Genomic DNA, 24,775 nt, shown 5'->3' on the forward strand with positions numbered 1-24,775 from the left:
AAGGGGATCAGGAGGGGGAAACTTTGGTGCAGACGGGCCGATGACGCGGCGGAACGGGATCTTCACCGCCCGGGTGCCACGGGCCGCACTTGGCGAGGCGGATGACGGTCAGGGCCACGCCGGCCAACAAACCGTGTTCGCGCAGGGCGTCGCGGGCGTAGTGCGAGCAGGACGGGGCGAAGCGGCAGCCGCAGGTGGGATTCAGAGCCACCAGCGCCGGAGACAGGGTGCGCTGGTAGAGCCAGATCGCGGCGTCGAGCACACGGACGGGCAGCCGGAGGATCCACGTTGCTGTCATTCTGAGCGAAGCGAAGAATCCAAGGGCCGGCGGATGTGCTGCGGCTGGATCCTTCGCTTCGCTCAGGATGACACGCTGTTGAGAATCAGTCATTTTTCGTTGGCGCCGGGAGCCGGCCGCAGGCGTGGACAAAGCGTTGCGCGGCCTCGGCGAATTCCATGCGGAGCAGGGCGGCGCGGGCGGTCAGGACCAGATCGAAGCCGGGCGGCACGAGGTGCTGGTGGCGGCGGTAAAGCTCGCGGAGCCGGCGCTTGGCGGCGTTGCGATGCACCGCGTTGCCCACGGCGGCCCGGGAGGCGACCACGCCCACGCGGGCGGGCGTGGCGGGTTCGTCGGCAGACCGGGTGCGCCAAGTCAGCAGGAAGGCCCCGCAATCCATGCGGCGGCCCTGCTCTCGGACGGCGCGGAAGTCGCTGTTGCGCCGCAGGCGCTGCCCGGCGCGAAGATGCATGCTCAGACGACGGTCAGGCGCTTGCGGCCCTTGCGGCGGCGGGCGGCGAGGACCTTGCGGCCGCCGCGGGTGGCCTTGCGGGCACGGTAACCGATCTTGCGGGCGCGTTTCTTGCGGTGCGGGCGGAATGTAGGCTTCATGGTTTTATGGCAAAAAGAGGGTCAGATTCGCCGGGGGGCAGGGGGGGTGTCAAGCGAGAGCTTTGGCCGGTGGCGGCACGTTCTGAATGCCCTGAAAACCGGCCGGGGCAAGCTTGGGGCGGGCTTGGCCAAGGCGGCCGGTGCGCCATGCCGCAGGGGTGGATCGGTCATCACGCCGGCAAACTAGCACAGGCCGCCGTCCCGGGCTGTTACTTTCTCGCCTCGCGTTTCCGATGTGAACAGCCTGCGGACAAATAGTTTTTGCGTCCAGGCTCCGCTGCCGCGACCTTGGGCGCATGGCCGAGCCATGCCGTCAACCGACCCGTTCACCGGACACCCCTCCCACCTCGAAGGCCCCCGCCTCCCCGGCGCGGAAGGATGGTCCGCTGTTTTGGACGGTCACGGGCAACGACTTCGGGCGCTCGATCAGCTGGGCGAAAAAGCAGCCGAATGCTCTTTCGCACCACATCAGGACCGCGGCCTCGTCCTCGCCCAGGAAGACGAAGTAGGCCTGCTGGAGTTGGCCGAACCGCGTTGGCACGAGTTGGGCGAGGCGATCCGGGCTTTCCGGGCGACCCTGCCGCTGGTGCGGTTGGAGGATTTTGGCTTCGATTCGGAGTCGGAGGATCCCTTTGAGGCCAACACCGCGCGCCTGCGCCGCATCGGCGGCGGGGTGGAGGCGCTGGCTTTCGCGGACACGCGCGACTCGGTCTATAAATTTTTCCTCTTTCGCGAAGGTGGCGACGTGGGGGCGACCTTTGCCTTCGCCCGCGGGGAAGGCGAGGTGCTCCAAGCGACCGCCGTGCCCGGCAGTTACCGGCGGCTGTTCGAGAAACTGCGCCTCACCCACCTGATCGGCATGCCCACGGAGATTGCCGGCATCACTCCGGAGGGCGTGGTCGTGGCCAAACAGACCTTTGGGCGCATGCTGCCGGAACAGACCGACGTGTCGGGACTGGATCCGGCGCGGTTCATCCCGATTCCCTCGCGCTTCCTGCGCGCGGATCGCGACCACCCGCGGCTGGCTTTTTTCGACACCGAACCGTGGCTCGTGGCCGACACGCATGATCGCAACATCGTTGTCGCGACGGACGGCTCCTGGCGGGTGATCGACCTCGTGGCGGCGCCGCTGCCGCCGGAGTGGCTGGGTGTGATACCGCTGTTCGCCGACTGGATTGAGCGGGCGCGGCACAACCCCCACGCGGAGATCCTCGCGGCGGTGAACGACGACGAACTATGAGCGCGCCAACCCCGTCCGCCCGCCATCCCGCCGCGGTGACCTTCCCCTGGTGGCGCAACCACGGTTTCCTGCTCGGGCTGGTCGGCGCAACCATCCTGGCCTTTTTGTTTCCGGGACCCGGGGCGCGCGGCGGGGCTTTGCACCCGGAACTGGTTAACAACGGCGGCATCGCACTGATCCTTTTTCTGCAGGGGTTGTCGCTCGCGGTGGAGAAAATCAAAAGCGGCGCCGGCAACTGGCGGCTGCACGGAATGATTCAGGGCTACACGTTTGTGGTTTTCCCCCTGGCGGGCGTGGCGCTGAACGCGCTCACCGCGGTGTGCTGGCCCAGCCAGCCCGAGGCGATCCGGCAGGGATTCCTCTACCTGTGCGTGCTGCCCTCGACGATTTCCACGTCCGTCGTGCTGACGGCCGTGGCCCGCGGCAACACGGCGGGCGCGCTCTTCAACGCCGCGCTTTCCAACATCGTCGGCGTGATTGCCACGCCGCTGCTGGTGCAGCTGCTGATGAACCGCACCGGCCAGGCGGGGCCGATCGGGCCGCTGCTGCTGAAGATCACGCTGCTTACGCTCGTGCCCTTCGCGCTCGGCATGGTGCTGCGGCCGCGGCTGGCGGCGTGGATTGACGCGCGCCGGGCTTGGGTGGCGCGCATCAGCAACACCGTCATTCTCTTCATCGTTTATTCCGCCTTCTGCGATTCCGTGCAGGACCGCGTCTGGGCCACGCACGGCCTCACGCTTACGTTGCAGGTGCTGGGCGTGACGCTCGGCCTCTTCGGCGTGATGTCGGCGTTGGTGTTCGCCACGTGTCGGCTGCTCCAGCTCGGGCGCGAGGACAAGATCGCGGCCTATTTCTGCGCGGTGAAGAAGACGCTGGCGATGGGCGTACCGCTCGCGGTGCTGATCTTCGGCGAGCGCGCCGACCTGCCGCTGATCCTGCTCCCGATCATGTTCTACCATCCCGTGCAGCTTTTCCTCAACGGCCTGCTGGCGAACCGCTGGGCGCGGGAAAAGGCGTAGCGCCGACCCTGGCCAAGGCCGCTGGAGGGCTCTACGCCTGATGTGTCGCCGTCCGGGGGAACTCGGCCCGCCCAAAGCAAAGGCGGGATCAATGATCCCGCCCTGCAAATAAACCGGACGGCGGCCCGCCCGCTCAGCCCTTCTGGTCGCGGTCGAGGAAGGCGAGGACGTTCTCCGCCTGCTTCTCGGTCACGCCGGTGTCCTTATAAACGATCTTGCCGCCCTTGATCACGTAGCACTCGCGGGAGGCGAACATCATGGCGCTCTGGCCGAAGGCCTTCACGACCTTCTTGTCGGTGTCGGCGAGCAGCGGGAACGGAAAATTGTTCGTCTCCTTGAATTTCTTCTGCGCCTCGACGTTGTCGGTGCTCACGCCGACCACCGCGGCTCCGCGCTTCGTGAGCTCGGTGCTGGCGTCGCGGAGCGAGCAGCCCTGCTTCGTGCAACCGCCGGTCAGCGCTTTCGGGTAGAACCACACGACCGTGTAGGTGTTCTTCGCATAAACGTCGCCGAGGTTCAGCGTCTCACCCGAGTCGGTCACGGCGGACACAACCGGGGCGTCGGCCCCAACCTGGAGCGAATCGGCGAAAGCGGACTGGAAAAAACCAAGCAGAGAGAAGGACATGAGGAGAAAGCGCAGGGGTTTCATGGAGCCCAGAGGCTAGCCAAGCCGCGCAGGTTGGCAAATTTTCGCAAAAAACCGTCGCCCGACAGGCAGAGGCGCATCCGGTTCCGGCCCGTCGGCTAAAAGTTTGCCAAAAACCCATCCTAAGGAACTTCGCCGCGCGCAACATGTTAGTGGGGGTGTCGAGCGCACCTAGGGTGCATTCGGCACACCAAACAATACCACCATGAAACAGACCACCACCCTCAAGCATCTCCTCCTTGCTGCGACGCTCGTCGCGGGCTTCGGCACCGCCGCCCGCGCCGATGACAGCCTGCCGCCGGCCGACCAGCCCGCGCCGATCACCAGCGACGTCAGTCTGCTGGGTTTGAGCTACGCCACGCTGACCTACAGCTACATCAACCTCGATGGCACCTCGGTGCACGCCGATGACTATGCCTTCGAGTTCAACCAGCCGCTCTCGGCCAACCTCGACGGCGTGTTCGCCTACGATTACGCCCAGACCAGCGTGATCGCCGGCTCCCGCCTGAAGACGCAGACGCTCAGCGCCGCCCTGCGGGCCTTCAGCACCGCCTATAGCTGGGGCAAGCCCTTCGCCGAGGCCGGCGTCGGCTACGCCCGCAGCCGCCTGGCTGGTGACAGCGACGACTCGTTTGTCTGGTCGCTCGGCGTGGGCGCGGAACTGCGCGTTTCCTCCCGTGCGACCGTGACCCCCTACATCCGCTATGTGGACGCGCCTGATTTGGACGGCAGCGGCGTGTTCAACTTCGGCGCGCGCGCCAGCTACTGGATCAACACATCCTGGGCGGCCACCGCCGGCTTCGAGGTGGATGACGACAAAAATACCGCGTTCACCGTCGGAACAAACTTCCGCTTCTGATTTCCCACCCAGGGTCCGCCGCAGGGCGGACACCGAAAGTGTGTGCAATGGGCCGCGGCGCAGGGGTGCGTCGCGGCCCTTATTTTTGAGCCAGATGCCGCGCGACCCAGGCGGAGGCGAACTGGGTCGCGATCACCGAGAAGGTGAACAGATACAGCCCGAAGCCGATGCGGATTTCGGCCACCGCGGCGGACTTCATCGCCACGATGAGGATGGCCACGACGAACACGTCGAGCATGGACCACTTGCCGAGCGACTCGACCCAGCCGTGCAGGCGGCGGACCCGCGCGAGGTCATGTTCGCGCTCCAGCCAGATGACCGCGAGCAGGCCGAGCTTCACACAGGGGAACACCAGGGTGAACAGCGTGAGGATGGTGAAGAGAAAATACTCGCCCTCCCGGAAAAGCGTGAAGATCCCGCCCACGACCGAAATGGCGTCGTTGAAGAGCCAGAACTTGGTGACCTTGAAGAAAGGAAAGAAGACGCCGGTGCCGAACAGCAGCAGGGCCGCCGCGATCAGCAGGGGGATGGCACGATGCGAGAGCGGCGTGGATTCAGGCATGCGAAAATCTGTAGGGCGGCTCCGGCTGGCTGCCACCACGAAAACCCGATCGCGGATCAGATATAATACATCTCGCCCGGCGACTTGGCCGCGAGCTGGTCGAGGGTGTAGCTCTTGAGCTTGGTGGCGAGGGCGTCGCGCACTTCGTGCCAGACCTGTTTCAGGCGGCGCCCGCTCTGGCCCTGGAAGTTGCCGCTGAGACCGAGGAACTCGCCCTCCACCGCGAGCATGATGTCGTGGAGGGAAATCTCCTCCGGCGGCCGGGCGAGGCGGTAGCCGCCGAGGTTGCCGCGGCGGCTGGTGATGAGGCCGGAGGTGCGGAGCTTGCCGAGGATCTGCGCCAGGAAGTTCGCGGGCACGGCCTCGGTGCGCGCGAGGTGGTCGATCTGCGCCAGTTCGCCCGAGCTTTCGATCCGGGCGAGCTCCGCCATCACGCGGCAGGCATAATCGACTTTGACGGAGATCTTCATGGCTCAGATCGCGTAATCGGTGTTCTCGGGTTTCACGAGTTCCGTGGGCGCGAGCAGCATGCCGGCGGCGACGGTGGCGTTGGTGCCCTGCTCGATCAGGATGAAGGAGCCGGTGAGGCGGTTGGTGGCATAGCCGTCGTAGAAAAGCGGCTTGGCGGTGCGGATGCGGATCTCGCCGAGGTCGTTCATCGCCAGTTCCGCCGGGGCGGAATTCGCGTCGAGGGTCTCCATGTCGAGGCGGCTCTCGATCTCGGTCACGATCGCCTGGACGGTGCTCGTGGTGTGCTTGAGGAAGTATTTCCGGCCGCGCTGGAGGGCGCGCGGGTGCATCCAGCAGACCTTGGCGTGCAACTCGGTGGCGCCGCCGGGCAGGGCGTCGAGGCCGACGAGCATGCTGCCGCGGCTCACATCCACGTCGTGCTCGAGCACGACCGAGACCGACTGTGGGCAGAAGGCCTCGTCCACGGACCCGTTGTAGGTGTGGATTTCCTTCACGGTCGAAACCACGCCGCCGGGGAGGGCCATCACCTTCTGGCCGACCTTGACGATGCCACCGGCGATCTGGCCGCTGAAACCGCGGAAGTCGTGGAGACGCTGGTCGGTCGGATTGTTCGGGCGGTTGACCCACTGCACCGGCAGGCGAAAACCGTTCAGGTTGTGGTCGCTTGCGATGTGAACGGTCTCGAGGTGCGCGAGCAACGTCGGGCCGGCATACCAGGGCGTGTGCTTCGAGGGTTCGACGACGTTGTCGCCGTTAAGCGCGCTGAGCGGGATGAACTTCACGTCCTTGATGTCGAGGCGCGGCAGGAACTCCTCGAACTGGGCGCGGATCTCGTTGAAGCGCGCCTCGCTCCAGTCCACGAGGTCCATCTTGTTGACGGCGACGACGAGGTGCGGGATGCGCAGGAGCGACGCGATGGCCGTGTGGCGGCGGCTCTGCTCGATCACGCCGAGGCGGGCGTCCACGAGCACGATGGACAGGTTGGCCGTCGAGGCGCCCGTGACCATGTTGCGCGTGTATTGGACGTGGCCCGGGGTGTCGGCGATGATGAACTTGCGCTTCGGCGTGGCGAAGTAGCGGTAGGCGACGTCGATGGTGATGCCCTGCTCGCGCTCGGCGCGGAGGCCGTCGGTGAGGTTGGCGAGGTTGATGGAGCCGCCGCCGGTGATGTCGGCGGAGCGCTCAAGGGCCTCGATCTGGTCCTCCATGAGCGACTTCGAGTCGTAGAGGAGGCGGCCGATGAGCGTGGACTTGCCGTCATCCACGCTGCCGCAGGTGTTGAAGCGGAGGATGTCGACGACCGGCACGGTCGGGCGGGAGGAAAGGGAGGAAGAGGTGGCGACCACGGACATGAAAAGTTGGCGTTGGCGGATTTTAGAAGTAACCCGCTTTCTTGCGGTCTTCCATGGCGGCCTCGGAGGCCTTGTCGTCGGCGCGCGAGCCGCGCTCGGTGACGCGGGCGGCGGCGACCTCGGCGATGATGTCGTCGAACGAGCTGGCGGGGCTCTCGACCATGCCGGTGCTGATCATGTCGGCGATGGTGCGGACGCGGCAGACCATGGTCTTGCGGGCCTCGGTCGGCTTGGGCCGGGCGCCGGCATAGGGATCGGGCTTCGATGCGTCGGTGTGGGCCGGCGGCACGGGCAGCCACTGGCCGCCGCGGCGGAAGCACTCGCGGGTGTGGCTGAAATAGATCGAAGGCACCTCGAGCTGCTCGCGCTTGATGTATTCCCACACGTCCATCTCGGTCCAGTTGCTCAGCGGAAACACGCGCATGTTCTCCCCCGCGTTGAGACGGCCGTTGTAGAGGTTCCAGATCTCGGGACGCTGGTTTTTCGGGTCCCACTGGCCGAAGCTGTCGCGGAAGCTGAAGAAACGCTCCTTGGCGCGGGCCTTCTCCTCGTCGCGGCGGGCGCCGCCGATGGCGCAGTCGAAGCGGAACTCCTCGATGGCGCCGAGGAGCACGGGGATCTGCAGTTTGTTGCGGCTGACCTCGCCGGGCGCCTGCGTGGCGGAGCCGTTGGCGAGGGCCTGGTCCACGGTGCGGACGATGAGCTTCGCGCCGAGCTGCTTCGCGCGGCGGTCGCGGAACTCGATCAGCTCGGGGAACTCGTGGCCGGTCTCGACGTTGAGGAACGGCATCGGGATGTCCGAGGGGCGAAAGGCCTTCTCGGCGAGGCGCAGCAGGCAGATGGAATCCTTGCCGCCGGAGAACAGCAGCACGGGGCGTTCGAATTCGCCCGCGACTTCGCGCATGATGTGGATGGCCTCCGTTTCCAGGAGGTCGAGATGGTCCAAGTGGTAATTCTTCATGACGCGGCGGCGGTCTGGGCAGCGTTCTTGCCCCACGCGGCGTGGAGGCCGCATTCGCGTTTTTCGTCGGCCTTGGCCGGGTCGAAGTAATCCCACTCGTTGGGCAGCTTGTGCTCGGCGAGGTAGGCTTCCATCTGCGCGTCGGTGAAGTGGAAGACGGGGCTCACCTTCAGGGCCCCGAAGTTCGCGTCGTGCGAGACGATGTCGAGGCCGGCGCGGTTCGGGTTCTGCACCTTGCGCAGGGCGGTGATCCAGACAGTCGGGGCCAGTTCCTTCATGCCGCGCTGGAAGGGCTCGAGCTTCATCACGCCGCTAAACTGCTTCAGGCCGGCCTCGTCGTCGAGCGAGGGAATGGGGCCGTGGACGGCGTCGCGGTGGGCGGGCGTCATCTTGGGCAGGTAGGGCTTGAGGTTGAGCTTCAGTTGGGCGCGCAACTGCTCGGCGTGCTTGTAGGTGGCGGGGCGGTTGTAGCCGTGGTCCACCCAGAGCACGGGGATGTCGGGCTGCGCCTGCGTGGCGAGGTGGAGCACGACGGCCTCGTAGGGACGGAAGTTGGTCGAGACGATCGCGCGGCCACCGGCCTGGGCGATGGCCCAGCGGACGACCTCGAGCGGCGACTTGGTGGCGAGCTCGGCGTTGAGTTTCGCGAGCTGTTCAGCGGTGAAGGACATGGGAAACGGATCAGTTGGTGGCGGGGGCCGGAGCAGCGGCGGCCTTGGCGGCGGCAGCCGCGGCCTGCGCGACGGCGGCCTCGGGCAGGAGGACGCGGCTGGCGAAGTCGCCGAAGCGCTCGCCGGTGACGCGCTCGTTCTTCCAGCGCGTAAAGAGGGGCTTCAGCTCGGCTTCGAGCTCGGCCTCTTTGATGACGTCCTTGTAAACCTTGTTGAGGCGCTGGCCGGAGACATCGCCGCCGAGCCAGAGCTGGTATTTGCCGGGCGCTTTGCCGACGAAGCCGATCTCCGCCATGTAGGGGCGGGCGCAGCCGTTCGGGCAGCCGGTGGAGCGGATGATGATCTCCTCGCTGGCGAGGCCGAGCTCGGCGGTGAGCTTCTCGATGCGGTTGATGATGCCGGGCAACGCGCGCTCGGACTCGGCGAGGCCGAGGCCGCAGGTGGGCATGGACGGGCAGGCCATCGAGGCGGCGTGGAGAATCGAGGCCTGGTCACTGGTCTTCACGCCGTGAGACTTGAGCAGGGCGTCGATCCCGGCGCGGTCGGCGGGCGGGACGTTGGCGAGAATGACGTTCTGGTTGGCGCTGAGGCGGAACTCAATGTGCGGGAACTTCTCCGCGACCTGGCGGAGCGCGGTCTTCATCGCGTGGCCCTCGACGTCCTTGATGCGGCCGGTCTGCACGAAGAGGGTGAGGAAATCCGAGTCGTCCACGGCGCGGTGCCACCCGTAGGTGTCGGTCGTCGAGGTGAACTCAAAGCGGCGCACGCCGGAGAGGGCGCCGTTGGTCCGGCGGTTGACCTCGGCGGTCATCCACTCGACACCGCGTTCGGCGACGACGTATTTCAGGCGGGCGTGCTTGCGGTTGGTGCGGTCACCGAAGTCGCGGTGGATGGTCAGCACGGCCTTGGCGACCTCGACGACCTTCTCGCGCGGGAAGAAGCCGATGACGTCGGCGAGGCGCGTGTAGGTGGCGTCGTTGCCGTGGCTGCGGCCCAGACCGCCGCCGACCGCGAGGTTGTAACCGAGGAGCTTGTCGCCCTCGACGACGGCGATGAAGCCGAGGTCGTTGGTGAAGACATCCATGTCGTTCGACGGCGGGATGACGAAGGAGGTCTTGAACTTGCGGGGCAGGTAAACCTGGCCGTAGAGCGGGTCGGTGAACGAGGTGTTCTCCGGCGCGTCGAGGTTGAGCTGGACGTTGTCCACCCAGATGGAGTGGTAGGCCGGGGTCTTGGGCGCGAGGGCCTCGGTGACGAGGTAGGCGTCCTTCACGACCTCGTCGCGGGCCCGGGTGGTGGCGGGCGTGGGCGAGACGGTGATGTTGCGGTTGACGTCGCCGCAGGCCGCGAGGGTGGAGAGGAGCGATTCGTTGATGCGCTTGATCAGCGGGCCGAGGCCCTTCTTCACGACGCCGTGGAACTGGATGCTCTGGCGCGTGGTGACGCGGAGAGTGTTGTTGCCGTATTCCGTGGCGAGGTCGTCGAAGACCTTCCACTGGTTGGAGTTCATCACGCCGCCCGGGATGCGACCGCGGATCATGACCAGCCACTTCTTGCCGGTCTTGCGGAGGTCGCGATCATCCTGTTGGTAGATGCCGTGAAACTTGATGAACTGTTCATCGTCCTCGGAGAACTTCTCGAGGGCGGGGTCGTTCAGGGTGGCCGCGATGTTGCCGGCCAAGGTGGGAATGCGCTGCTTGAGCAGCTCGTTCTTGGAAAGGGGGGCGGTAGTGGGTTCGGACATGACTGACGAAACGCTTGCCCTTCTTGACCAAAATAGAAAGTATAAAAGGAGTCATAGTTACTAAAGAAGTCATGAACACAGCCCAAACCATTGCCAAGAAAGGCTTTGTATGGCTCATTGGAGCTGGCCCGGGTGCGGCTGACTTGATCACGGTGCGCGGTTTGAAGGCACTCCAGGCGGCCGAGGCCGTGGTCTATGATGAGCTGGCCAACAGCGACCTGCTGGCGAACTGCCGGTCCGGCTGCGAGCTGCACTCCGTCGGCAAACGCGCCGGGCGGCACAATGCTTCCCAGGGTGAGATCAACGAACTGCTGGTGTCGCTCGCCCAGTCCGGGAAAAAGGTCGTGCGCCTGAAGGGCGGCGATCCGCTGGTCTTCGGGCGGGCCGGCGAGGAAATCGAGGCCCTGCGCGCCGCCGGGCTGCCTTACGAGATCGTACCGGGCGTCACAGCCGCGACCGCCGCGGCCGCCGTGACCGGCCTGCCGCTGACGCATCGCGACTTTTCGTCGGCCGTGGTCTTCGTGACAGGTCACCAATGCGCGGCCAACACGGGCGGGCTCGACTGGGCCGCGCTCGCGAAGCTCAAGGCCACGCTCTGTTTCTACATGGGCGTGCGGCGTCTGCCCGAGATCGTGCACAATCTCGTCGAACACGGGATGGCCGGCACCACGCCGCTGGCGCTGATCAGCCAGGCCACGCTGCCCGCGCAGAAAGTCACCATCACCACGCTGGCCGAAGCCGCGGTGATTCCGTCGGAGCACATTGCCCAGCCCGCGCTGGTCGTGATCGGCGAGGTCGTGCGCGTGTCGGATTTCGCGCAGCAGGTGCCGGGGTTGGCGGGTAGGGACCGCGGTTCGGTCCTGTAGGGGCGGGCCTTGGCCCGACCTCGTGCACAAGGTCGTTGCAAGCAACGACCCTACAAAGAATCGGTCGCCCGCCACCGATCCGCTAAAATTCCCACCAACAGCGGGTGCTCCGCCACGAGCCCGGTCATCGTGGTGCGCAAAGTCCCGCCGCTCGCCGTCTCGGCCGCGCGGCAAATTTCCGCGACGTCGCCGTCCGGGCCGGCGTGGCGACCGGGCAGCAGGAACTGCATCGCGACGATCACCTCGCCGGCGTTCCAGCCGGGTGAACGCAGGAGCCGTTCGAGCAACGGCTCGCAGAAATCGTAGGCCGAGCCTTCGCGGCGTTCCATGCTGGCGGGCGAAACGGTGTAGGCGGGGCCGAGTTGGCCCGCGAGCTGGCAGGCCAGCTCGTTGCGCACGTCGGTGACGGCCTTCGCCGGGCTGCCGTGGTCCACCAGGGCGACACGGCGGGCAGATGCGCCCGCGGCGCGCACCTGGTCGGCGAGGATGCGTGCGAGCCGGTCGTCGTCGGCGGCGAACAACGGGGCGGCCAATCGGACGTTGAGTGCGGGGTGCTTGCCGCGCAGATGGACGAGCCGTTTCGGCAGGTAGTCCGTGAGCGCGCCGCTTGGGCCGAAAAAGAGCGGGACGACGAGAAAGTCTGTCTGCCCGGTGGCGAGCCGGCGTTCCAGGGCGGGTTCAAGGATTTCGGCCGGCGTGCCCTCAAGTTTTTCCGCCGGCACCGCGCTCGAATGCAGCAGCGAGACCGGCGAGACCGGCTGCCCGATCCGCTCGCCAAGCTTCGCGGCCAGCGCCCGTAAACCAAGCGTGGCGGCGGGCGCGAGTGAGCCGTTGTCCATCAGGAACGTGAGCGGGGCGGGCATGGGTGGATTGAGTGGAGGGCCCGTCTCCCGACGGGCCGTGGTCGGTCGGGAGACCGACCCTCCATGGATTCTTCGCTTCGCTCAGAATGACAAGCTTGGAGGCAAGTGGGTCGCGGCTTGCGGCGACCTCGGGTGCGAGGTCGGACCAAGGTCCGACCCTGCATATGAGGCGGACGGGAGGTCACTCCAATCCCGCGACATTCACCGTGTTGTCGTATTCGACGGTGAACTTCACGGTCAGCTCGCGTTTCTCGCCGGGCTTGAGGTCGAGCGTCCACTTGAGCGTGCCTTCGTCGGTGGGCTTCACGTCCTTGGCGTCGGGTGAGAGCAGCTTCACGACGATCTTCTCGTTGCGCGAAAGCGGCACCTGGTCGGCGACGATCACGCGTTCCATGGTCTTCTTGTTGTTCTGGACCGTGATCAGGTATTCATAGGTGATGCGCTTGCCGGAGTTGGTCAGGCCGGTGTCCTCGGTGAACTTCTGCACGCGCTTGTGCTTGATCGCGATGCCGTCGTCCACGCCGAGGGCGAGGTCGAACTTCTCGCCGCTCATGACCGTGCGCAGGCCGCTGGTGGCGACGAAGGTGCCGTCGAGGAACACGTTCATCGCGCCGGCGAGCAGCGGGAACTCGGAGCTGTTGACGACCTTGCTCGTGAGGAAGGCCGCGGTTTGGCGCTTCGGCACGGTGAGGTATTCGGGCACGGCCTTGAGCGCGGCGCTTGTCACCGGGACCTTCTGCGGAGAGTTGTCGCTCGGGATGCTGGAACTGACGGCGATCTTGAACGAGGCGCTCGTCGCACCGGCCTCAATCGTGGCGCTGGAGTAACGGGCGTCCTTCAACTCAAAATCAGCTTCATTGCCCACGCCGTTTGTGGTCAGCGTTTGCATGTTGACCGAGGGCGCGGCGGCGGCCTTGGCCATCATCATGTCATTGCGACGGCTCCGTTCCGCCTGCTCGCGCAAGGCGATCGGATTGTAGAGGTCCAGCTGCCACACGCTCAGCACCGGCGCCGCGCCACCGAGTGACGGACGAGCGGTCGAGAGCGTGAGGGCGACGTCTTTCCAGTCCTCGCCGGTGCCTTGGCGGACAATGCCGAAGTAATCGAGCTGCACGGTGCGCTCGCTGCTGGCGACGCGGGCGTCGTAGCTCGGCACCCACGAGGCGCCGGGCACGGTGTAGCTGAGCGCCACCTCGAGCGAGCCAGCCTGGGCGGCGGCGACGCGCACCGTCACGGTCTTGAAGGCCTTGCCGCCGGCGCCGCGCAGCTCCTGCAACTGGGCCTGCACGGTGTTGGCCCGGTTTTGCAGCTCCTCGCGCTGTTCGTCGAGGGTGGCGCGCTCGGTGACGAGCTTGCTCTTCTGCTCGATCAGGAAGTTGAGCGAGGTGGTGAACTGGTTCAGCTCGGGGCGCGGGACGTCCTTGGTCGGCAGCGCGAAGAGCGCGGCTTCCATCCGGTCGAGCATGGCCTGCTGCGTGTTCAGGAGGTTGGCGCGGTCGTCGTAGCCGCGCATCTGCTTGGCGAAGGCCTTGAGCTGGTCCTCGAGTTCCTTCACGCGCGCATCGGGCGTGTAATCCACGTAGGTCTGCTTCGCGCTGACGTCGAGGATGCTGGCCTGGGCCGTGCCCTTGCCGCTGACCTGCAGCGACTGCTCGTTGAGCGCCTGCGGCAGGTGGGCGAAGATCAGCTCGGCGGTGCCGCCGCTAAGCTGCACCGTGGCGGTGCGGGTGACGACGGCGCGGTCCTGATAGACCGTGACCGCGGAGATGCGGGAGTCCACCGGTGCGGCGCTTAAGCGCAGGAAGGCAGACAGAAGACCGAGGGCGAGGAGCAGACGGGGAGTTTTCATGGGAGTTATCCTGGTTGGATGAGGGCTTAGACGCGGTTCCCGACGCTTTGTTAGCCCCGGACTTGTAAGGGATTTGTCATGCAACCGCCAGCCCGCGGGCAGGGCGGAGGGCGGTTCAGCCCTTGCCCACCAGATCGAGCAGATCGCCGATGCGGCGATGGGATTCCAGCGGGTGCCGCAACCGGTAGCCGCGGTTGAGCTTGTAGCGGTTGCGCTGGCCCTCGCGGGTGCGCGTGAGCACGCCCTCTTCCTCGAGCGCGGTCACGATCGCATGGACCGCCCGCTCGGTGATGCCGACCTGCTGGGCGACCTCCCGCAGCGTGATGTCCGCGTTCCGGTCCAGGCACACCAGCACATGGGTGTGGTTGGTCAGAAAGGTCCAGCCGGCGGCCGGAGCAGGGGTGGCGGGCATGGGCACAGCCTGGGCGAACCCGGCCCGGAAATCAAGAACACTAAATAATGAAGTTGACTTCATGTATTAATCTTCAATCACCGGGGCATGGACCTGCTGACTCCGCTCCTCTCCGGCTTGATGTCCCCGATGGTGCTCGCCTTCCTGCTGGGCATTGTCGCCGCGCTCCTCCGGAGCGACCTGCAGATTCCCGAGCCGCTGCACGCGGCGCTGACGATCTACCTGCTGTTCGCCATCGGGCTGAAGGGCGGGGCCAAGCTGGAGGGGGTGAACCCGGCCGACTTTGCCGGACCGCTGGTGGCGGCGCTGGGCCTGTGCGTGGCGATTCCGGCGTGGAGTTACCTGCTGTTGCGGCGGCTGGGGAGATTTGACGCGGTGAATGCGGGGGCGATTGCGGCGCACTACGGTTCGGTCTCGGTCGTGACCTTCGGCGCCTGCGTGGCCTACCTCGACGCGCGCGCGGTGGCGCACGAGCCATTTCTCCCGGCGCTGCTCGCGATGATGGAGGTGCCGGGCATCCTGATGGCGCTGTGGCTGGTGCGCCGCACCCAGCCGGCACCGGCGACCGTGCCGGCGTCGGCGCTTGCCTTTGTGCCCCCGGCGTTGGGCGGCGAACGGGGCCGGGTGCTGCACGAGCTGCTGACCAGCAAGGGCATCGTGCTCCTGCTCGGGGGCATGGTGATCGGGCTGGCCTCGGGAAAGAAGGGCTTCGAGCAGGTGGCGCCGCTGTTCGAGACGCCCTTCCGCGGCGTGCTGACGCTGTTCCTGCTGGAAATCGGCCTCGTGACCGGCCGCCGGCTGCGGGACCTGCGCACGGCCGGACCCTTTCTCTGCACCTTCGCCGTGGTGATGCCGCTGCTGCACGGATTGCTCGGCGCGGCGCTGGGCACCTGGACGGGACTGAGTGCCGGCGGGGCCGCGGCGCTGGGCACGCTGGCGGCCAGCGCGTCCTACATCGCCGCCCCGGCGGCCGTGCGCGTGGCGCTGCCGGCGGCCAACCCGGCTTATTACCTCACGGCGTCGCTGGCGGTCACGTTCCCCTTCAACGTCGTGGTCGGCATCCCGCTGTATTTTGCCTTCGCGCGCTGGCTGGGCTGACCGGGAACCGCGTGGTCGGGCTTACCAACCGTCCGTGCGGAACGGAGCGGCCGGCAAGCCGGCGGCGTTGGCCAGGGTGGAGTTGGGCACGTTGCGAAACGCATAACGCAGCGCCACGGGCTGCGGCACGGCGGCGGCGCTGACGACGACGGTCGCGCCCTCGATCTTCGCGGTCGCGGGATGGAACACACGGTCGGCCCCGGCGATTTCAAAACCGCCGACCTCGGCCGCAGTGCTCTTCAGGCCGTCGGCGTAGGCGAAGGTCACGCGGAACCCCGCCCCTTCGCGCGCCACGGCCTGCACGACCGGTCCGGAGTCGGCGAGCCCGCGCACACCATGGATGCGCGCGAGGGCCAGTCGGGCGAGGCGGTCGCCGACGGGCACTTTGTCCTGCGGGTGCAGGTCGGTCGGCTCGGTGCCGTCAATGATCACGGCGAGCCCGGTCGCGGGTGTGCGCCGCACGGCGATTTCCTGCGCCTCGCGCTGGTAGGCCCAGCCGGTGCCGGTTTCCTTGTCCCAACCTTCGTAGTTGGGCAGCTGCACGACGAAGAACGGAAAATCGCCCAACGGCCATGAGGCGCGCCAGGCGCCGATCATCGCGGGCAGCAGCTCGGCGTAGTCCCGGTGGCGGCCGACGTTGGACTCGCCCTGATACCAGAACGCGCCGCGCAGCGCGTAGGGCGCGAGAGGGGCGATCATACCGTTGTAGAGGCGGGCCGGCATGAAGCCCGAGCCGGGTCCCATCGGCGGACGCGGCCATTGCATCGTGACCGGAGTGCCCTTCGTGCGGTTGTCCTCATGGGCCTTGGCCCAGGCGGCTTCGAGGCCGGGCTGGGCGGCGTAGCGTTCGGGCCAGACGGCCATCGCGTCCTGCATGGTCCGGTTCAGGGCCGGCCAGCTGCGGTGCGTGCGCAACACCGGCTCGGGCATCCACGACTCGATCGCGGTGCCGCCCCACGAGGCGTTCAGGATGCCGACGGGCACGTTGAGTTTCGCCGCGACGCTTTGCGCGAAGAAATAGCCGACCGCGGTGAAGCCGCCGATGGTGTCGGGCGTGGCCGTCTGCCAGCCGCTGGTTGGAACCCGGCCCGTGGGCAGGTCGGCGCCGGTGTGCTCCACGCGGAGGTGGCGGATGAGCGGGTTGGCGGGCTTGGTCTTCTCGACAGCGAAAAGCTTCGGCGAGCTGCCGAGACCCCACTCCATGTTGGATTGGCCGGAGGCGAGCCACACCTCGCCGACGACGACATCGCGCAAAGTGATACTCGTGTTGCCGCGCGTGACCACGAGGTCGGCGCCAGTGGCGTTGGCCGGCAACGGATCGAGGTCGGCGCGCCAGATGCCGCTGGTGTTCACGCGCGTGCGCTTGGTCTGGCCGGCGAAGCTCACCGTCACGTCCGCGCCCGGCTGGTCGTCCCAGCCCCAAACCGGAACAGCCATGTCACGCTGGAGCACGGCGTGGTCGGTGAAGGGCGGCGCGAGCTCGAGGGCGGCGCAGGGCAGGGTGAAAACGACGGACAACAGGGCGGGGCGGAGCAGTTTCATGGGGAGACACCAGTCAACGCCCGGCCGACCCTGTTCGCAATAGGCATTTGCCTCCGCGGTCCCGCGGTGATTCGGTGCGGCACCATGCTTTATCACTGCGTTTATTTCTGGCTGAAACCCGAGCTCACCGCCGAGCAACGTGCGGAATTCCGCCGCGGCGTCGAGAGCCTCAAGGGCATCAAGGCCGTCGAGAAGGTGTCCATCGGCGTCCCCGCCAAGACCACGGCCCGTCCCGTGATCGACGCCAGCTACGACGTGGCGCTCATCGTCGAGTGCAAGGACGTCGCCGCCGAGGCCGCCTACCAGGTGGACCCGCTGCACCTCGCCTTCGTGGCCAACTTCAAGACCTATTGGACCCGCGTCCAGATCTACGACTCCGAATAAGACGAAACCTGAGGGCTGAGACCTGAACCTGAGGATTCAGGCCCGGCCTCAAATCTTGGCTTGCCCACTCTTTCAGGTTTCAGGTCTCAAGTTTCAGGTTTCCTTCCACTTCATGCCTTCTCTCGCCAACCAGGTCGTGATCGTCACCGGGGCCTCGGCCGGCATCGGCGAGGCCACGGCGCGGCGGCTGGTACGCGGCGGGGCAAAGGTGGTCCTCACCGCGCGGCGGCAGGACCGGCTCAACGCCCTCGCGCATGCGCTTGATCCGACCGGGGCGAACGTGCTCGCGGTCGCCGGCGACGTGACCAGCGACGCCGACCGGCGCAAGTGGGTGGAGGCGACGCTCGCGAAGTTCGGCCGCATTGACGGGCTCGTGAACAACGCCGGCTACGGCACGCGCGGCCCGGTCGAGATCGTGCCGGTGGATCTCATTCGGAAAAACTACGAGACGAATATTTTCTCCCTCATCGCGCTCACCCAGCTCGTGATCCCGACGATGCGCGCGCAGGGCGGCGGGTGCATCGTCAACATCGGCTCCGTGGCCGGCCGCATCGCGCGTCCGCTCTCCAGCATCTACGACTCCACCAAGCACGCGCTCGAGGCCATCACCGACGGCCTGCGCGGCGAGCTGAAACCCTTCGGCATCCGCGTGGCACTCGTGCGACCGGGGTTCATCACCACCGAATTCATCGACGCCGCCAACGCCGTCTCCGCCGACGTGCTGGCGAACGCCGGGCCCTACGCACCCTACTACAAGGGCTACCACGAGGGCACGACGAAGCTCCGCACCTTCGCCGGCCAGCCCGACGACATCGCCCGACTCGTGGAAAAGGCGCTCGCGAGCGACGACCCCGCCCCACGTTACAACGGCCCCTTTCACGCCAAGATTTTCCTGTTCCTCCGCTGGCTCCTGCCGCGCCGCGTGATGGGCTGGATGGTGCGGCTGAAAGGGTAGGTATTGGCACCACTAAACACACGAAAAGGACGGGCCCCAAGGTCTCTTCAATGGAGGGCCCATCTCCGTATGGGCCGTCTGGCTGATTGATCGCAACCCGGGAATCCGACCGACTGCTTTGCGCGTAGTTTCTTCTGTTGAACACTCCCTCCCTTCGACGCTCCTGGCTCATGCTCGTCGCCTTTATCGGTGCTGCCTTTGTGGCCGGCGCCATCGGCTCGGCGGCGACGTTTGAGAACGTCCGCTCCTGGTATCCCACACTGACGAAGCCGACGTGGAATCCGCCGAACTGGATCTTCGGCCCGGTGTGGACGACGCTCTACGTGCTGATGGGCACGGCCGTCTGGCGGGTGTGGCGCACGGGTCCCGCGGCGCGCCCGCTGGTGATCGGCTACTTCGTCCACCTCCTGCCCAACGCCCTGTGGTCGATCCTGTTCTTCGGCCTGAAGCAGCCCGCCTGGGCGCTCGCCGACATTCTCCTGCTCTGGGTCCTGCTCGTCTGGTTGCTTGTTGGTTTCTGGCGCGCCGACCGCCTCGCCGGCGTGCTTTGGCTGCCCTACGTCCTCTGGGTCACTTTCGCGACCGCTCTGAACTCGGCGATTGTGCGGCTGAACTGAGCATCGCCAAAAAGGTCCGTGTCTCTGCTGACCATCATGGAATGCAGCCTTGCGGTGCGAAGCAGGAGTCGAAACGTAGGCGCCTCTCATGAGCACGCGTTCCACCTATCTCGCCCGGACCTTGCTGACGCGGGCGAAGGCCCTGGCGGGGCAGCTGGCCGAGGACGGGGCGTCGGGGGCGCAGCAGCGCGAGCGGTTGCGGGAACTCGTGGCCAAGGTGCTCGTGGTGGAGGAGGGGATCACTGAGGAGACGAAGGTGCGGCTCGTGCTGGAGGCGCTGCCCACGGTGCCGGCCGGGCGCACGGTGTCGGATCGGGAGCTGCAGGAATTCGCGGCGGTGATCGAGGCTCGGCTGTGGCGATAGCAACAGATTCACACTAATAAGCTAAGGAGCAAAGAGCATCCGTCCGGCTTAGCTTCTTTGTTTCTTCGTGTTAGTCTGGAACTGAACCTGTTGGCTTCGCCGCGTCGAGGAAGGCGCGGAGCTCGGCGGCCAGCTTCGGGCCGAAGCCTTCGACTTCGGCGATCTTTTCGACGCTCGCGCTGCGGAGCTTGTCGATGGTGCCGAAGTGTTCGAGCAGGACGGTCTTTCGTTTCTCCCCGAGGCCGGGGAAATCGTCGAGGATGCTCTCCTTGATCTTCCGCGAGCGAAGGTCGGCGTTGTAGGTGTTGGCGAAGCGGTGGGCCTCGTCGCGCAGGCGCTGGAGCAGGTTGAGGCCGGGGTGGGAGAGCGGGAGGTTCAGCGGGGCGCGGGCGTCGGGGAAGATGATCGTCTCGTGCTTCTTCGCGAGGCCGATCATGGCGGGCGGCGGACACTCAAGCGCGACGAAGGCCTTGAGTGCGGCGGCAATCTGGCCGCGGCCGCCGTCGATCACGACGAGGTCGGGAAACATCTTCTTCTCCTCGATGAGCCGGCGGTAGCGGCGGCCCACGACCTCCTCCATCGCCCGGAAATCGTCGTTGCCGATGAAGCTCTTGATGGAGAAACGCCGGTATTCGTCCTTGTCGGGCTGGCCGTCGGTGAAGTGGACCATCGAGGCGACGACGAAGGTGCCGCTGATGTGCGAGATGTCGAAGCACTCCATGTGCGCCGGCGGTGACTCGAGGCCGAGCGCCTCCTGGAGCGAGCGCAACGCCTCGGCGTCGGGGCGGAGCTTCGTCAGGTCGCGGGTGAACTTGCGGGTCTTGGCCAGCGTGCGCTCGAGCGCGAGCACGACGTCGCGGAGCTCGGCGGCCTTCTCGAATTCCTGCTTGGCGGCGCGGGCGGTCATCTCCTCGCGCAGCTCATTGAGCCATTCGCGCGACTTGCCGTCGAGGAAGGCGCAGGCCTGGTCCACGCGGGCACGGTAATCCTCCGCGGTCACCTCGTTGGGCCAGCCGTAGAGCTCGGCGCGCACGTCGTCGTAGAGCCGCCAGCGGCCGTCGGGGAGTTTCACGGGCTGGGTGTCGCCGAGCAGCACGCCGAACTGCTTGCGCATGGACGCGAGCGTGCGGCGGAGGAGGCCGGAGTGGGCGAAGGGCCCGAAGTAGCGCGAGCGGTCGTCCTTGCGGAAGCGCGTGAGGACGAAGCGCGGGAGCTCGGCGTCGGCGTTGAGGCGCACGAGGAGGAAGCGTTTGTCGTCGGTGAAGTCCGTGTTGTATTTCGGGCGCCACTGCTTGATCAGCTTGCCCTCGAGGAGCAGGGCCTCGGGCTCGGACTTGACCTCGATGATCTCGAAGTCGGCGATCATCTCGATGAGCGTGCGGATCTTGGGCTGGTGGCGGAGCGCGCGGGTGCGGCCGGCCTGGAAGTAGGTTGAGACGCGCTTCTTGAGGCTCTTGGCCTTGCCCACGTAGATGATGCGCCCGAGGCGGTCCTTCATGAGGTAAACGCCGGGCGTCTCGGGCAGGGCGCGGACTTTCTCCTTCAGGTCAACGGGCATCGCCCGACAGGGAGCACGAAAGCTCCGAAATGTCAGCTTTCGGCTTTTCGCAACCTATATGTCGCGGACGGCCACCCGCGGGCTGGTATTTTCGGGGAAAGGGGCTACGGTGCCCCAGTCGGTTAAGAAATGGCACACTCCTCGGCACACTTGGATCCGGCGCGCAACGGCGCGCCCACTACAACTTCCCTCCGCTACGAACTCCTCACCCTGGGTGACGAGCTGCTGCTTGGGCTGACGGCGAATGCCCACCTCACTTGGATCGGGGCGCAGCTGGGCCGGCGGGGCGTGCAGCTGCAGCGCAACACGACCGTGACCGACGAGGCCGAGGCCATCGTGGCGCTCGTGCGCGAGAGCTGGGCGCGGGCCGACGTCATCATCACGACCGGCGGCCTCGGGCCGACCTGCGACGACCGCACGCGTGAGGCCGTGGCCGCGGTGCTCGGGCAGAAACTCGTTTTTGATCCGCAGATCGAGCAGGCCATTCGCGCGCGTTTCGCGCGGTTCCAGCGCGTGCCCACGGCCAACAACCTGAAGCAGGCCTGGCGCTTTGAGCGCGGCGACGTTTTGCCCAACGGCAACGGCACGGCGCCCGGCCTCTGGGTCGAGCAGGACGGCAAGATCCTCATCATGCTGCCCGGCCCGCCCAACGAGCTGCAGCCGATGTTCACCGAGCAGGTCATCCCGCGCCTCGCCGCGCTGGGCAAGCTCGCCGACCACGAGGCCTACATCCAGATCCGCTCGATCGGCGTCGGCGAGTCGGCGCTCGAGACGATGTTCGAATGCACCTTCAGTCGCCACCCGGGTCTCGGCATCGCGTTCTGCGCGCACCAGGGGCAGGTGGACTGCCGCATCAGTTCGCCCGACGGCCGCTACGGCATGGAGAAGCTCCGCGCCATCGCCAGCGAGTGTGCCGCACTCCTCGGCGACAATCTCCTGTGCTTCGGGCACGACAGTCTCGCGCAGGTCGTGGCCGACCAGCTCAAGCTCCAGGGCCGCACCCTCGCCGTGGCGGAGGCGAGCACGGGCGGCCTGCTCGCCAACGCGTTCGCCGAGCTCTGCGGCGCGTGCAAGTTCTTCCAGGGCGGAATCGTGATTTCCAACAACGAGGCCAAGACCCTCCTGCTCGAGTGTCCCGAGTGCCTGCTCAAGCAGCACGGCGCCGTGAGCGCCGAGTGCGCCGTGGCGATGGCGAGCGGCGTGGCGGAGAAACTCGGCTCCGACTACGGCCTCGCGGTCACGGGCTTTTCCGGCCCCTGCACCGGCGCCGGCGAGAACCCCGTCGGCGGCATTTTCATCGGCCTGCACACGCCCGCTGGCGTCTGGGCCAAGCAGCTGAGCTATCCCGGTCCGCGCGCCGCGGTGAAGAAGCGCGCCATCAACGATGCCATCGACTGGCTCCGCCGCGAAGCCCTGAAGGAATCCCGCCGCATCGCCGCCCCGTCGGTGAATTGATCACGGCGCTGGCGCCGTGGGGAATGGGTTTCAGATTCTGGGTTCTTGGGCGGAACATTTGGAACCCCGCCGGGCGCTTGCGGCCAAGGTGGGGTGATGTTCAGTTGGAAGCATGCTTCACCCCTCCCTGCGGCCGGGCCGCCTGCTGATTACCGCCTGCCTGCTGGTCACCGGATCGTTCGCCGCCGAGCCGCCCACCGCCTGGCGCCTGGATTTCGACCGGGCGGACCTCGGCCCGATCTCCGGCGAGCAGCTCAAGGCGCTCTCACCCGTGCCGGTGCTCTGGGCCGGTGGCTTCACCAAGGGCGCCGAGGCCGGGCGGTTCCGCATCGTGGAATCAGCCGGACACGGACGCGCGCTCGAGGCGCTTTATCCGCGGGGCGGGGTGGGGCCGCAGCAGACCGGCGGGCAGTGGCTCGCGACCTTGGCCCCGCGCGACACCTATGAGCTGGAATACCGCCTGCGCTTCGGGGCGGATTTTGACTGGCGCAAGGGCGGCAAGCTGCCCGGCTTGGCCGGCGGCACGGTGCCCACCGGCGGCAAGTTCGATCCCGACGGTTTCACCGCCCGCTACATGTGGCGCGCGAACGGCCGGCTCGTCGTGTATCTCTACTGGGCCGGCCAGGCCTCGGCGACGAAGGACAAGGGCCGGCAATACGGCATCGACCTGGACTGCGGCGTCACGCTGGAGCGCGGTCGCGACTACCGGCTGCGCCAGCGCGTGACGCTCAACACGCCGGGCCAGCCCGATGGCGGGCTAGAGGTGTGGGTGGACGACCGGCCGGTGTTGAAGCGCACCGACCTCCTCTTCCGCGACACGCCGGCCAAGCGCTGGCAGATCGACCGCTTCCTCTTCTCGACCTTCCACGGCGGCAACGACCCCACCTGGGCGCCCGCGCAGGATAGCACGGTGGAGTTCGACGACTTCGCCGTGAAACCCTGAGCCGGGGCACCACGACGGAGGTTTTGCGGAGATGGCGAAGCAAATACACGAAACACACGAAAGGAGGCAGGTGGAGCCCGCGCGGAGCGCCGGTTCCACCGATTGATCCCCCACGGTCGTGGTTCCCTTTTCGCGTATTTGGTGTGCTTAGTGGTGAATCCTGCCTTGCCGGCTTGGGAATAAATTTTTCGTGCGCTCGGGCCGGTTTCGTGGGCAAATGCTCGCCCATGCCCAAGGCCACGACCAAAGCGTTTACCTTCGTGTGCGGTCCCGACGACTTCCTCGTCAACCGCCTCGGCAAGGAGCGCTTCGATGCGCTGGTGGCCGAGGCGCAGGCCGACGACTTCTCCCGCGAGGTGATCAACGGCTTCGCGGGCAACGTGGACGAGGTCGAGGCCGCCGTGAACCGGTTCCGCGACGCCGTGCAGACCGTGCCGATGTTCGGCGGCAAGCGCGTGGTCTGGCTCAAGGACGTGAGTTTCCTCGCCGACAACGTCACCGGCCGCGCCGAGGGCACGCTCAAGCAGGTCGAGGCGCTGCAGGAGATTTTGGAGAAGGTGAACCCCGACGAGGTGGCGGTCGTGGTGACCGCCGCGCCGGTGGACCGCCGCCGCAGTTTCCCGAAGTGGTGCGAGGCCAACGGCGACTTCACGCTCACGGGCGGCGACGGCGAGGGCGCCGCCGAAGCGCTGGCGGGGGTGGCCCTGGCCGAGGCGCGGGCCTGCGGGGTCAGCTTCGGCGACGGCGCGCTGGAAATTTTGCTCACCAAGGTCGGCAGCAACACGCGCCTGCTCACCGAGGAGATCCACAAGCTCGCCAACTACGTCGGACAGGACGGCGGCACCATCGAGGCGGCGCACGTCGTCGAACTCACGCCCAACATGGCCGAGGGCGACTTCTTCGAGGCGGCCGAGCGGTTCTTCGCCGGCGACCTGCCCGGCACGCTGCGGGCGCTGCAGCAGCACTTCTTCACCGGCGGCGACGCCCGGCCGATCATCTCGTCGCTCCAGAATCGCAACCGCATCCTCATCCAGGCACGCGTGCTCATCGACGCCGGCGACCTGCGGGCGCCCGGCCCCTACGGTTTCGACAAGGCCGCGTGGGCCCGCGCGCAGGGCACCTACGCGAAGCACTTCGGCGGCGACACCGAGAAGAGCGCCTACAACCTCTTCACCCAGAACCAGTGGTATGCCGGCAAGCTCGTGAGCACCGGCAAGCTCCCGACCCTGCGCCGCCTGATCGACAACCAGCAGGAGTTCCTCGCCGCCTTCGAGACCATCATCCAGCGCCCCAACGACCAGGAAACCGTCCTCCGCGAGATGGCGGTGCGGTGCCTGACCTGAGCAGAGAGACCAGAGACTTGAAACCTGAGACCTGAAGGGCGTTACGGCGCGACGGCTGGGGCATTCGATTTCAGGTTTCAGGTCTCAAGTTTCAGGTTTTGGTCCCGGCCCT

The 24,775-nt window shown here is 66.8% G+C and carries 27 protein-coding genes; 12 read left to right on the top strand and 15 right to left on the bottom strand.

What is annotated here, in order from left to right; genetic code table 11:
- Positions 1-7: 7 nt before the first annotated feature.
- From yidD to rpmH, 3 genes are all read right to left on the bottom strand, one after another.
- Positions 8-298 carry a membrane protein insertion efficiency factor YidD gene (yidD, locus tag ESB00_RS00835; protein ID WP_129045841.1) on the bottom strand — a complete coding sequence of 97 codons (291 nt, stop codon included), beginning with the start codon at positions 296-298 and terminating at the stop codon, positions 8-10.
- 85 nt (positions 299-383) lie between these two features.
- Positions 384-749, bottom strand: coding sequence for a ribonuclease P protein component (rnpA, locus tag ESB00_RS00840; RefSeq protein ID WP_129045842.1), 366 nt, complete (start codon positions 747-749; stop codon positions 384-386).
- A gap of 2 nt (positions 750-751) precedes the next feature.
- Entirely contained in the window at positions 752-889 is a 138-nt protein-coding gene (rpmH, locus tag ESB00_RS00845) for a 50S ribosomal protein L34 (RefSeq protein ID WP_129045843.1), read from the bottom strand.
- A gap of 307 nt (positions 890-1,196) precedes the next feature.
- On the opposite strand from rpmH, the gene ESB00_RS00850 reads away from it, so the two are divergent.
- Together ESB00_RS00850 and ESB00_RS00855 are read left to right on the top strand one after the other, a co-directional pair.
- Positions 1,197-2,129, top strand: coding sequence for a hypothetical protein (locus ESB00_RS00850; protein ID WP_129045844.1), 933 nt, complete (start codon positions 1,197-1,199; stop codon positions 2,127-2,129).
- Complete coding sequence (locus tag ESB00_RS00855) at positions 2,126-3,148, top strand: bile acid:sodium symporter family protein (RefSeq protein WP_129045845.1); 1,023 nt, start codon at positions 2,126-2,128, stop codon at positions 3,146-3,148. Before ESB00_RS00850 ends, ESB00_RS00855 begins: the two co-directional genes overlap by 4 nt.
- 133 nt (positions 3,149-3,281) lie before the next feature.
- On the opposite strand, the gene ESB00_RS00860 is transcribed toward ESB00_RS00855, so the two are convergent.
- Complete coding sequence (locus tag ESB00_RS00860; protein WP_129045846.1) at positions 3,282-3,797, bottom strand: peroxiredoxin; 516 nt, start codon at positions 3,795-3,797, stop codon at positions 3,282-3,284.
- 202 nt (positions 3,798-3,999) lie between these two features.
- Here ESB00_RS00860 and ESB00_RS00865 point away from each other — a divergent pair, with 202 nt between their 5' ends.
- Entirely contained in the window at positions 4,000-4,653 is a 654-nt protein-coding gene (locus ESB00_RS00865; RefSeq protein WP_129045847.1) for an outer membrane protein, read from the top strand.
- Between the two features lie 79 nt (positions 4,654-4,732).
- Here ESB00_RS00865 and ESB00_RS00870 read toward each other — a convergent pair whose 3' ends face one another.
- From ESB00_RS00870 to ESB00_RS00895, 6 genes are read right to left on the bottom strand one after another with little or no spacing between them, the layout of a single operon-like run.
- A complete protein-coding gene (locus tag ESB00_RS00870) occupies positions 4,733-5,215 on the bottom strand; it encodes a paraquat-inducible protein A (protein ID WP_129045848.1) in 483 nt (160 codons plus the stop codon).
- Between the two features lie 56 nt (positions 5,216-5,271).
- Positions 5,272-5,685, bottom strand: coding sequence for an RrF2 family transcriptional regulator (locus ESB00_RS00875; protein ID WP_129045849.1), 414 nt, complete (start codon positions 5,683-5,685; stop codon positions 5,272-5,274).
- Positions 5,686-5,688: 3 nt separating this feature from the next.
- Positions 5,689-7,038, bottom strand: a complete 1,350-nt coding sequence (locus ESB00_RS00880) for a sulfate adenylyltransferase subunit 1 (RefSeq protein ID WP_129045850.1) — start codon at positions 7,036-7,038, stop codon at positions 5,689-5,691.
- Positions 7,039-7,060: 22 nt separating this feature from the next.
- A complete protein-coding gene (gene cysD / locus ESB00_RS00885) occupies positions 7,061-7,999 on the bottom strand; it encodes a sulfate adenylyltransferase subunit CysD (RefSeq protein WP_129045851.1) in 939 nt (312 codons plus the stop codon).
- On the bottom strand, positions 7,996-8,670 hold the full coding sequence (locus tag ESB00_RS00890; RefSeq protein ID WP_129045852.1) for a phosphoadenosine phosphosulfate reductase domain-containing protein: 675 nt from the start codon (positions 8,668-8,670) through the stop codon (positions 7,996-7,998). Before ESB00_RS00890 ends, cysD begins: the two co-directional genes overlap by 4 nt.
- 10 nt (positions 8,671-8,680) lie before the next feature.
- A complete protein-coding gene (locus ESB00_RS00895) occupies positions 8,681-10,414 on the bottom strand; it encodes an NADPH-dependent assimilatory sulfite reductase hemoprotein subunit (RefSeq protein WP_129045853.1) in 1,734 nt (577 codons plus the stop codon).
- A gap of 71 nt (positions 10,415-10,485) precedes the next feature.
- Here ESB00_RS00895 and cobA point away from each other — a divergent pair, with 71 nt between their 5' ends.
- Positions 10,486-11,280: a uroporphyrinogen-III C-methyltransferase gene (gene cobA, locus ESB00_RS00900; protein ID WP_129045854.1), complete on the top strand. Its 795-nt coding sequence runs from the start codon at positions 10,486-10,488 to the stop codon at positions 11,278-11,280.
- 50 nt (positions 11,281-11,330) lie between these two features.
- Here the strand turns inward: cobA and ESB00_RS00905 are convergent, their stop codons facing one another.
- From ESB00_RS00905 to ESB00_RS00915, 3 genes are all read right to left on the bottom strand, one after another.
- Positions 11,331-12,143 carry a sirohydrochlorin chelatase gene (locus tag ESB00_RS00905; RefSeq protein ID WP_129045855.1) on the bottom strand — a complete coding sequence of 271 codons (813 nt, stop codon included), beginning with the start codon at positions 12,141-12,143 and terminating at the stop codon, positions 11,331-11,333.
- Positions 12,144-12,324: 181 nt separating this feature from the next.
- Entirely contained in the window at positions 12,325-13,992 is a 1,668-nt protein-coding gene (locus tag ESB00_RS00910) for a mucoidy inhibitor MuiA family protein (protein ID WP_129045856.1), read from the bottom strand.
- A 115-nt stretch (positions 13,993-14,107) separates the two neighbouring features.
- Positions 14,108-14,404: a helix-turn-helix transcriptional regulator gene (locus ESB00_RS00915; RefSeq protein ID WP_129045857.1), complete on the bottom strand. Its 297-nt coding sequence runs from the start codon at positions 14,402-14,404 to the stop codon at positions 14,108-14,110.
- An 87-nt stretch (positions 14,405-14,491) separates the two neighbouring features.
- Between ESB00_RS00915 and ESB00_RS00920 the strand changes: the two genes are divergently transcribed.
- A complete protein-coding gene (locus ESB00_RS00920; RefSeq protein WP_129045858.1) occupies positions 14,492-15,502 on the top strand; it encodes a sodium-dependent bicarbonate transport family permease in 1,011 nt (336 codons plus the stop codon).
- Between the two features lie 21 nt (positions 15,503-15,523).
- Here ESB00_RS00920 and ESB00_RS00925 read toward each other — a convergent pair whose 3' ends face one another.
- On the bottom strand, positions 15,524-17,044 hold the full coding sequence (locus tag ESB00_RS00925) for a sialate O-acetylesterase (protein WP_129045859.1): 1,521 nt from the start codon (positions 17,042-17,044) through the stop codon (positions 15,524-15,526).
- An 84-nt stretch (positions 17,045-17,128) separates the two neighbouring features.
- Here ESB00_RS00925 and ESB00_RS00930 point away from each other — a divergent pair, with 84 nt between their 5' ends.
- The 4 genes from ESB00_RS00930 (at position 17,129) to ESB00_RS00945 (ending at position 19,364) form a co-directional block, all read left to right on the top strand.
- Entirely contained in the window at positions 17,129-17,428 is a 300-nt protein-coding gene (locus ESB00_RS00930) for a Dabb family protein (RefSeq protein WP_129045860.1), read from the top strand.
- 112 nt (positions 17,429-17,540) lie between these two features.
- Entirely contained in the window at positions 17,541-18,383 is an 843-nt protein-coding gene (locus tag ESB00_RS00935) for an SDR family NAD(P)-dependent oxidoreductase (RefSeq protein WP_129045861.1), read from the top strand.
- A gap of 170 nt (positions 18,384-18,553) precedes the next feature.
- Positions 18,554-19,000, top strand: a complete 447-nt coding sequence (locus ESB00_RS00940; protein WP_129048248.1) for a TspO/MBR family protein — start codon at positions 18,554-18,556, stop codon at positions 18,998-19,000.
- Between the two features lie 88 nt (positions 19,001-19,088).
- The gene (locus ESB00_RS00945) at positions 19,089-19,364 is read left to right on the top strand and encodes a hypothetical protein (protein ID WP_129045862.1); all 276 of its coding nucleotides are present in this window, start codon (positions 19,089-19,091) and stop codon (positions 19,362-19,364) included.
- A 70-nt stretch (positions 19,365-19,434) separates the two neighbouring features.
- Here ESB00_RS00945 and ESB00_RS00950 read toward each other — a convergent pair whose 3' ends face one another.
- Positions 19,435-20,922: an excinuclease ABC subunit UvrC gene (locus ESB00_RS00950; RefSeq protein ID WP_129045863.1), complete on the bottom strand. Its 1,488-nt coding sequence runs from the start codon at positions 20,920-20,922 to the stop codon at positions 19,435-19,437.
- A gap of 129 nt (positions 20,923-21,051) precedes the next feature.
- Between ESB00_RS00950 and ESB00_RS00955 the strand changes: the two genes are divergently transcribed.
- The 3 genes from ESB00_RS00955 (at position 21,052) to holA (ending at position 24,663) form a co-directional block, all read left to right on the top strand.
- Positions 21,052-22,377: a CinA family nicotinamide mononucleotide deamidase-related protein gene (locus tag ESB00_RS00955; RefSeq protein WP_129045864.1), complete on the top strand. Its 1,326-nt coding sequence runs from the start codon at positions 21,052-21,054 to the stop codon at positions 22,375-22,377.
- Between the two features lie 112 nt (positions 22,378-22,489).
- A complete protein-coding gene (locus tag ESB00_RS00960; protein ID WP_129045865.1) occupies positions 22,490-23,320 on the top strand; it encodes a polysaccharide lyase in 831 nt (276 codons plus the stop codon).
- Between the two features lie 227 nt (positions 23,321-23,547).
- Positions 23,548-24,663 (top strand): DNA polymerase III subunit delta, encoded by a 1,116-nt coding sequence (gene holA / locus ESB00_RS00965; RefSeq protein ID WP_129045866.1) that lies wholly within the window; start codon positions 23,548-23,550, stop codon positions 24,661-24,663.
- Positions 24,664-24,775 lie beyond the last annotated feature (112 nt).

The sequence above is a fragment of the Oleiharenicola lentus genome, from assembly GCF_004118375.1.
In the GTDB taxonomy this organism is placed as follows: domain Bacteria; phylum Verrucomicrobiota; class Verrucomicrobiia; order Opitutales; family Opitutaceae; genus Lacunisphaera; species Lacunisphaera lenta.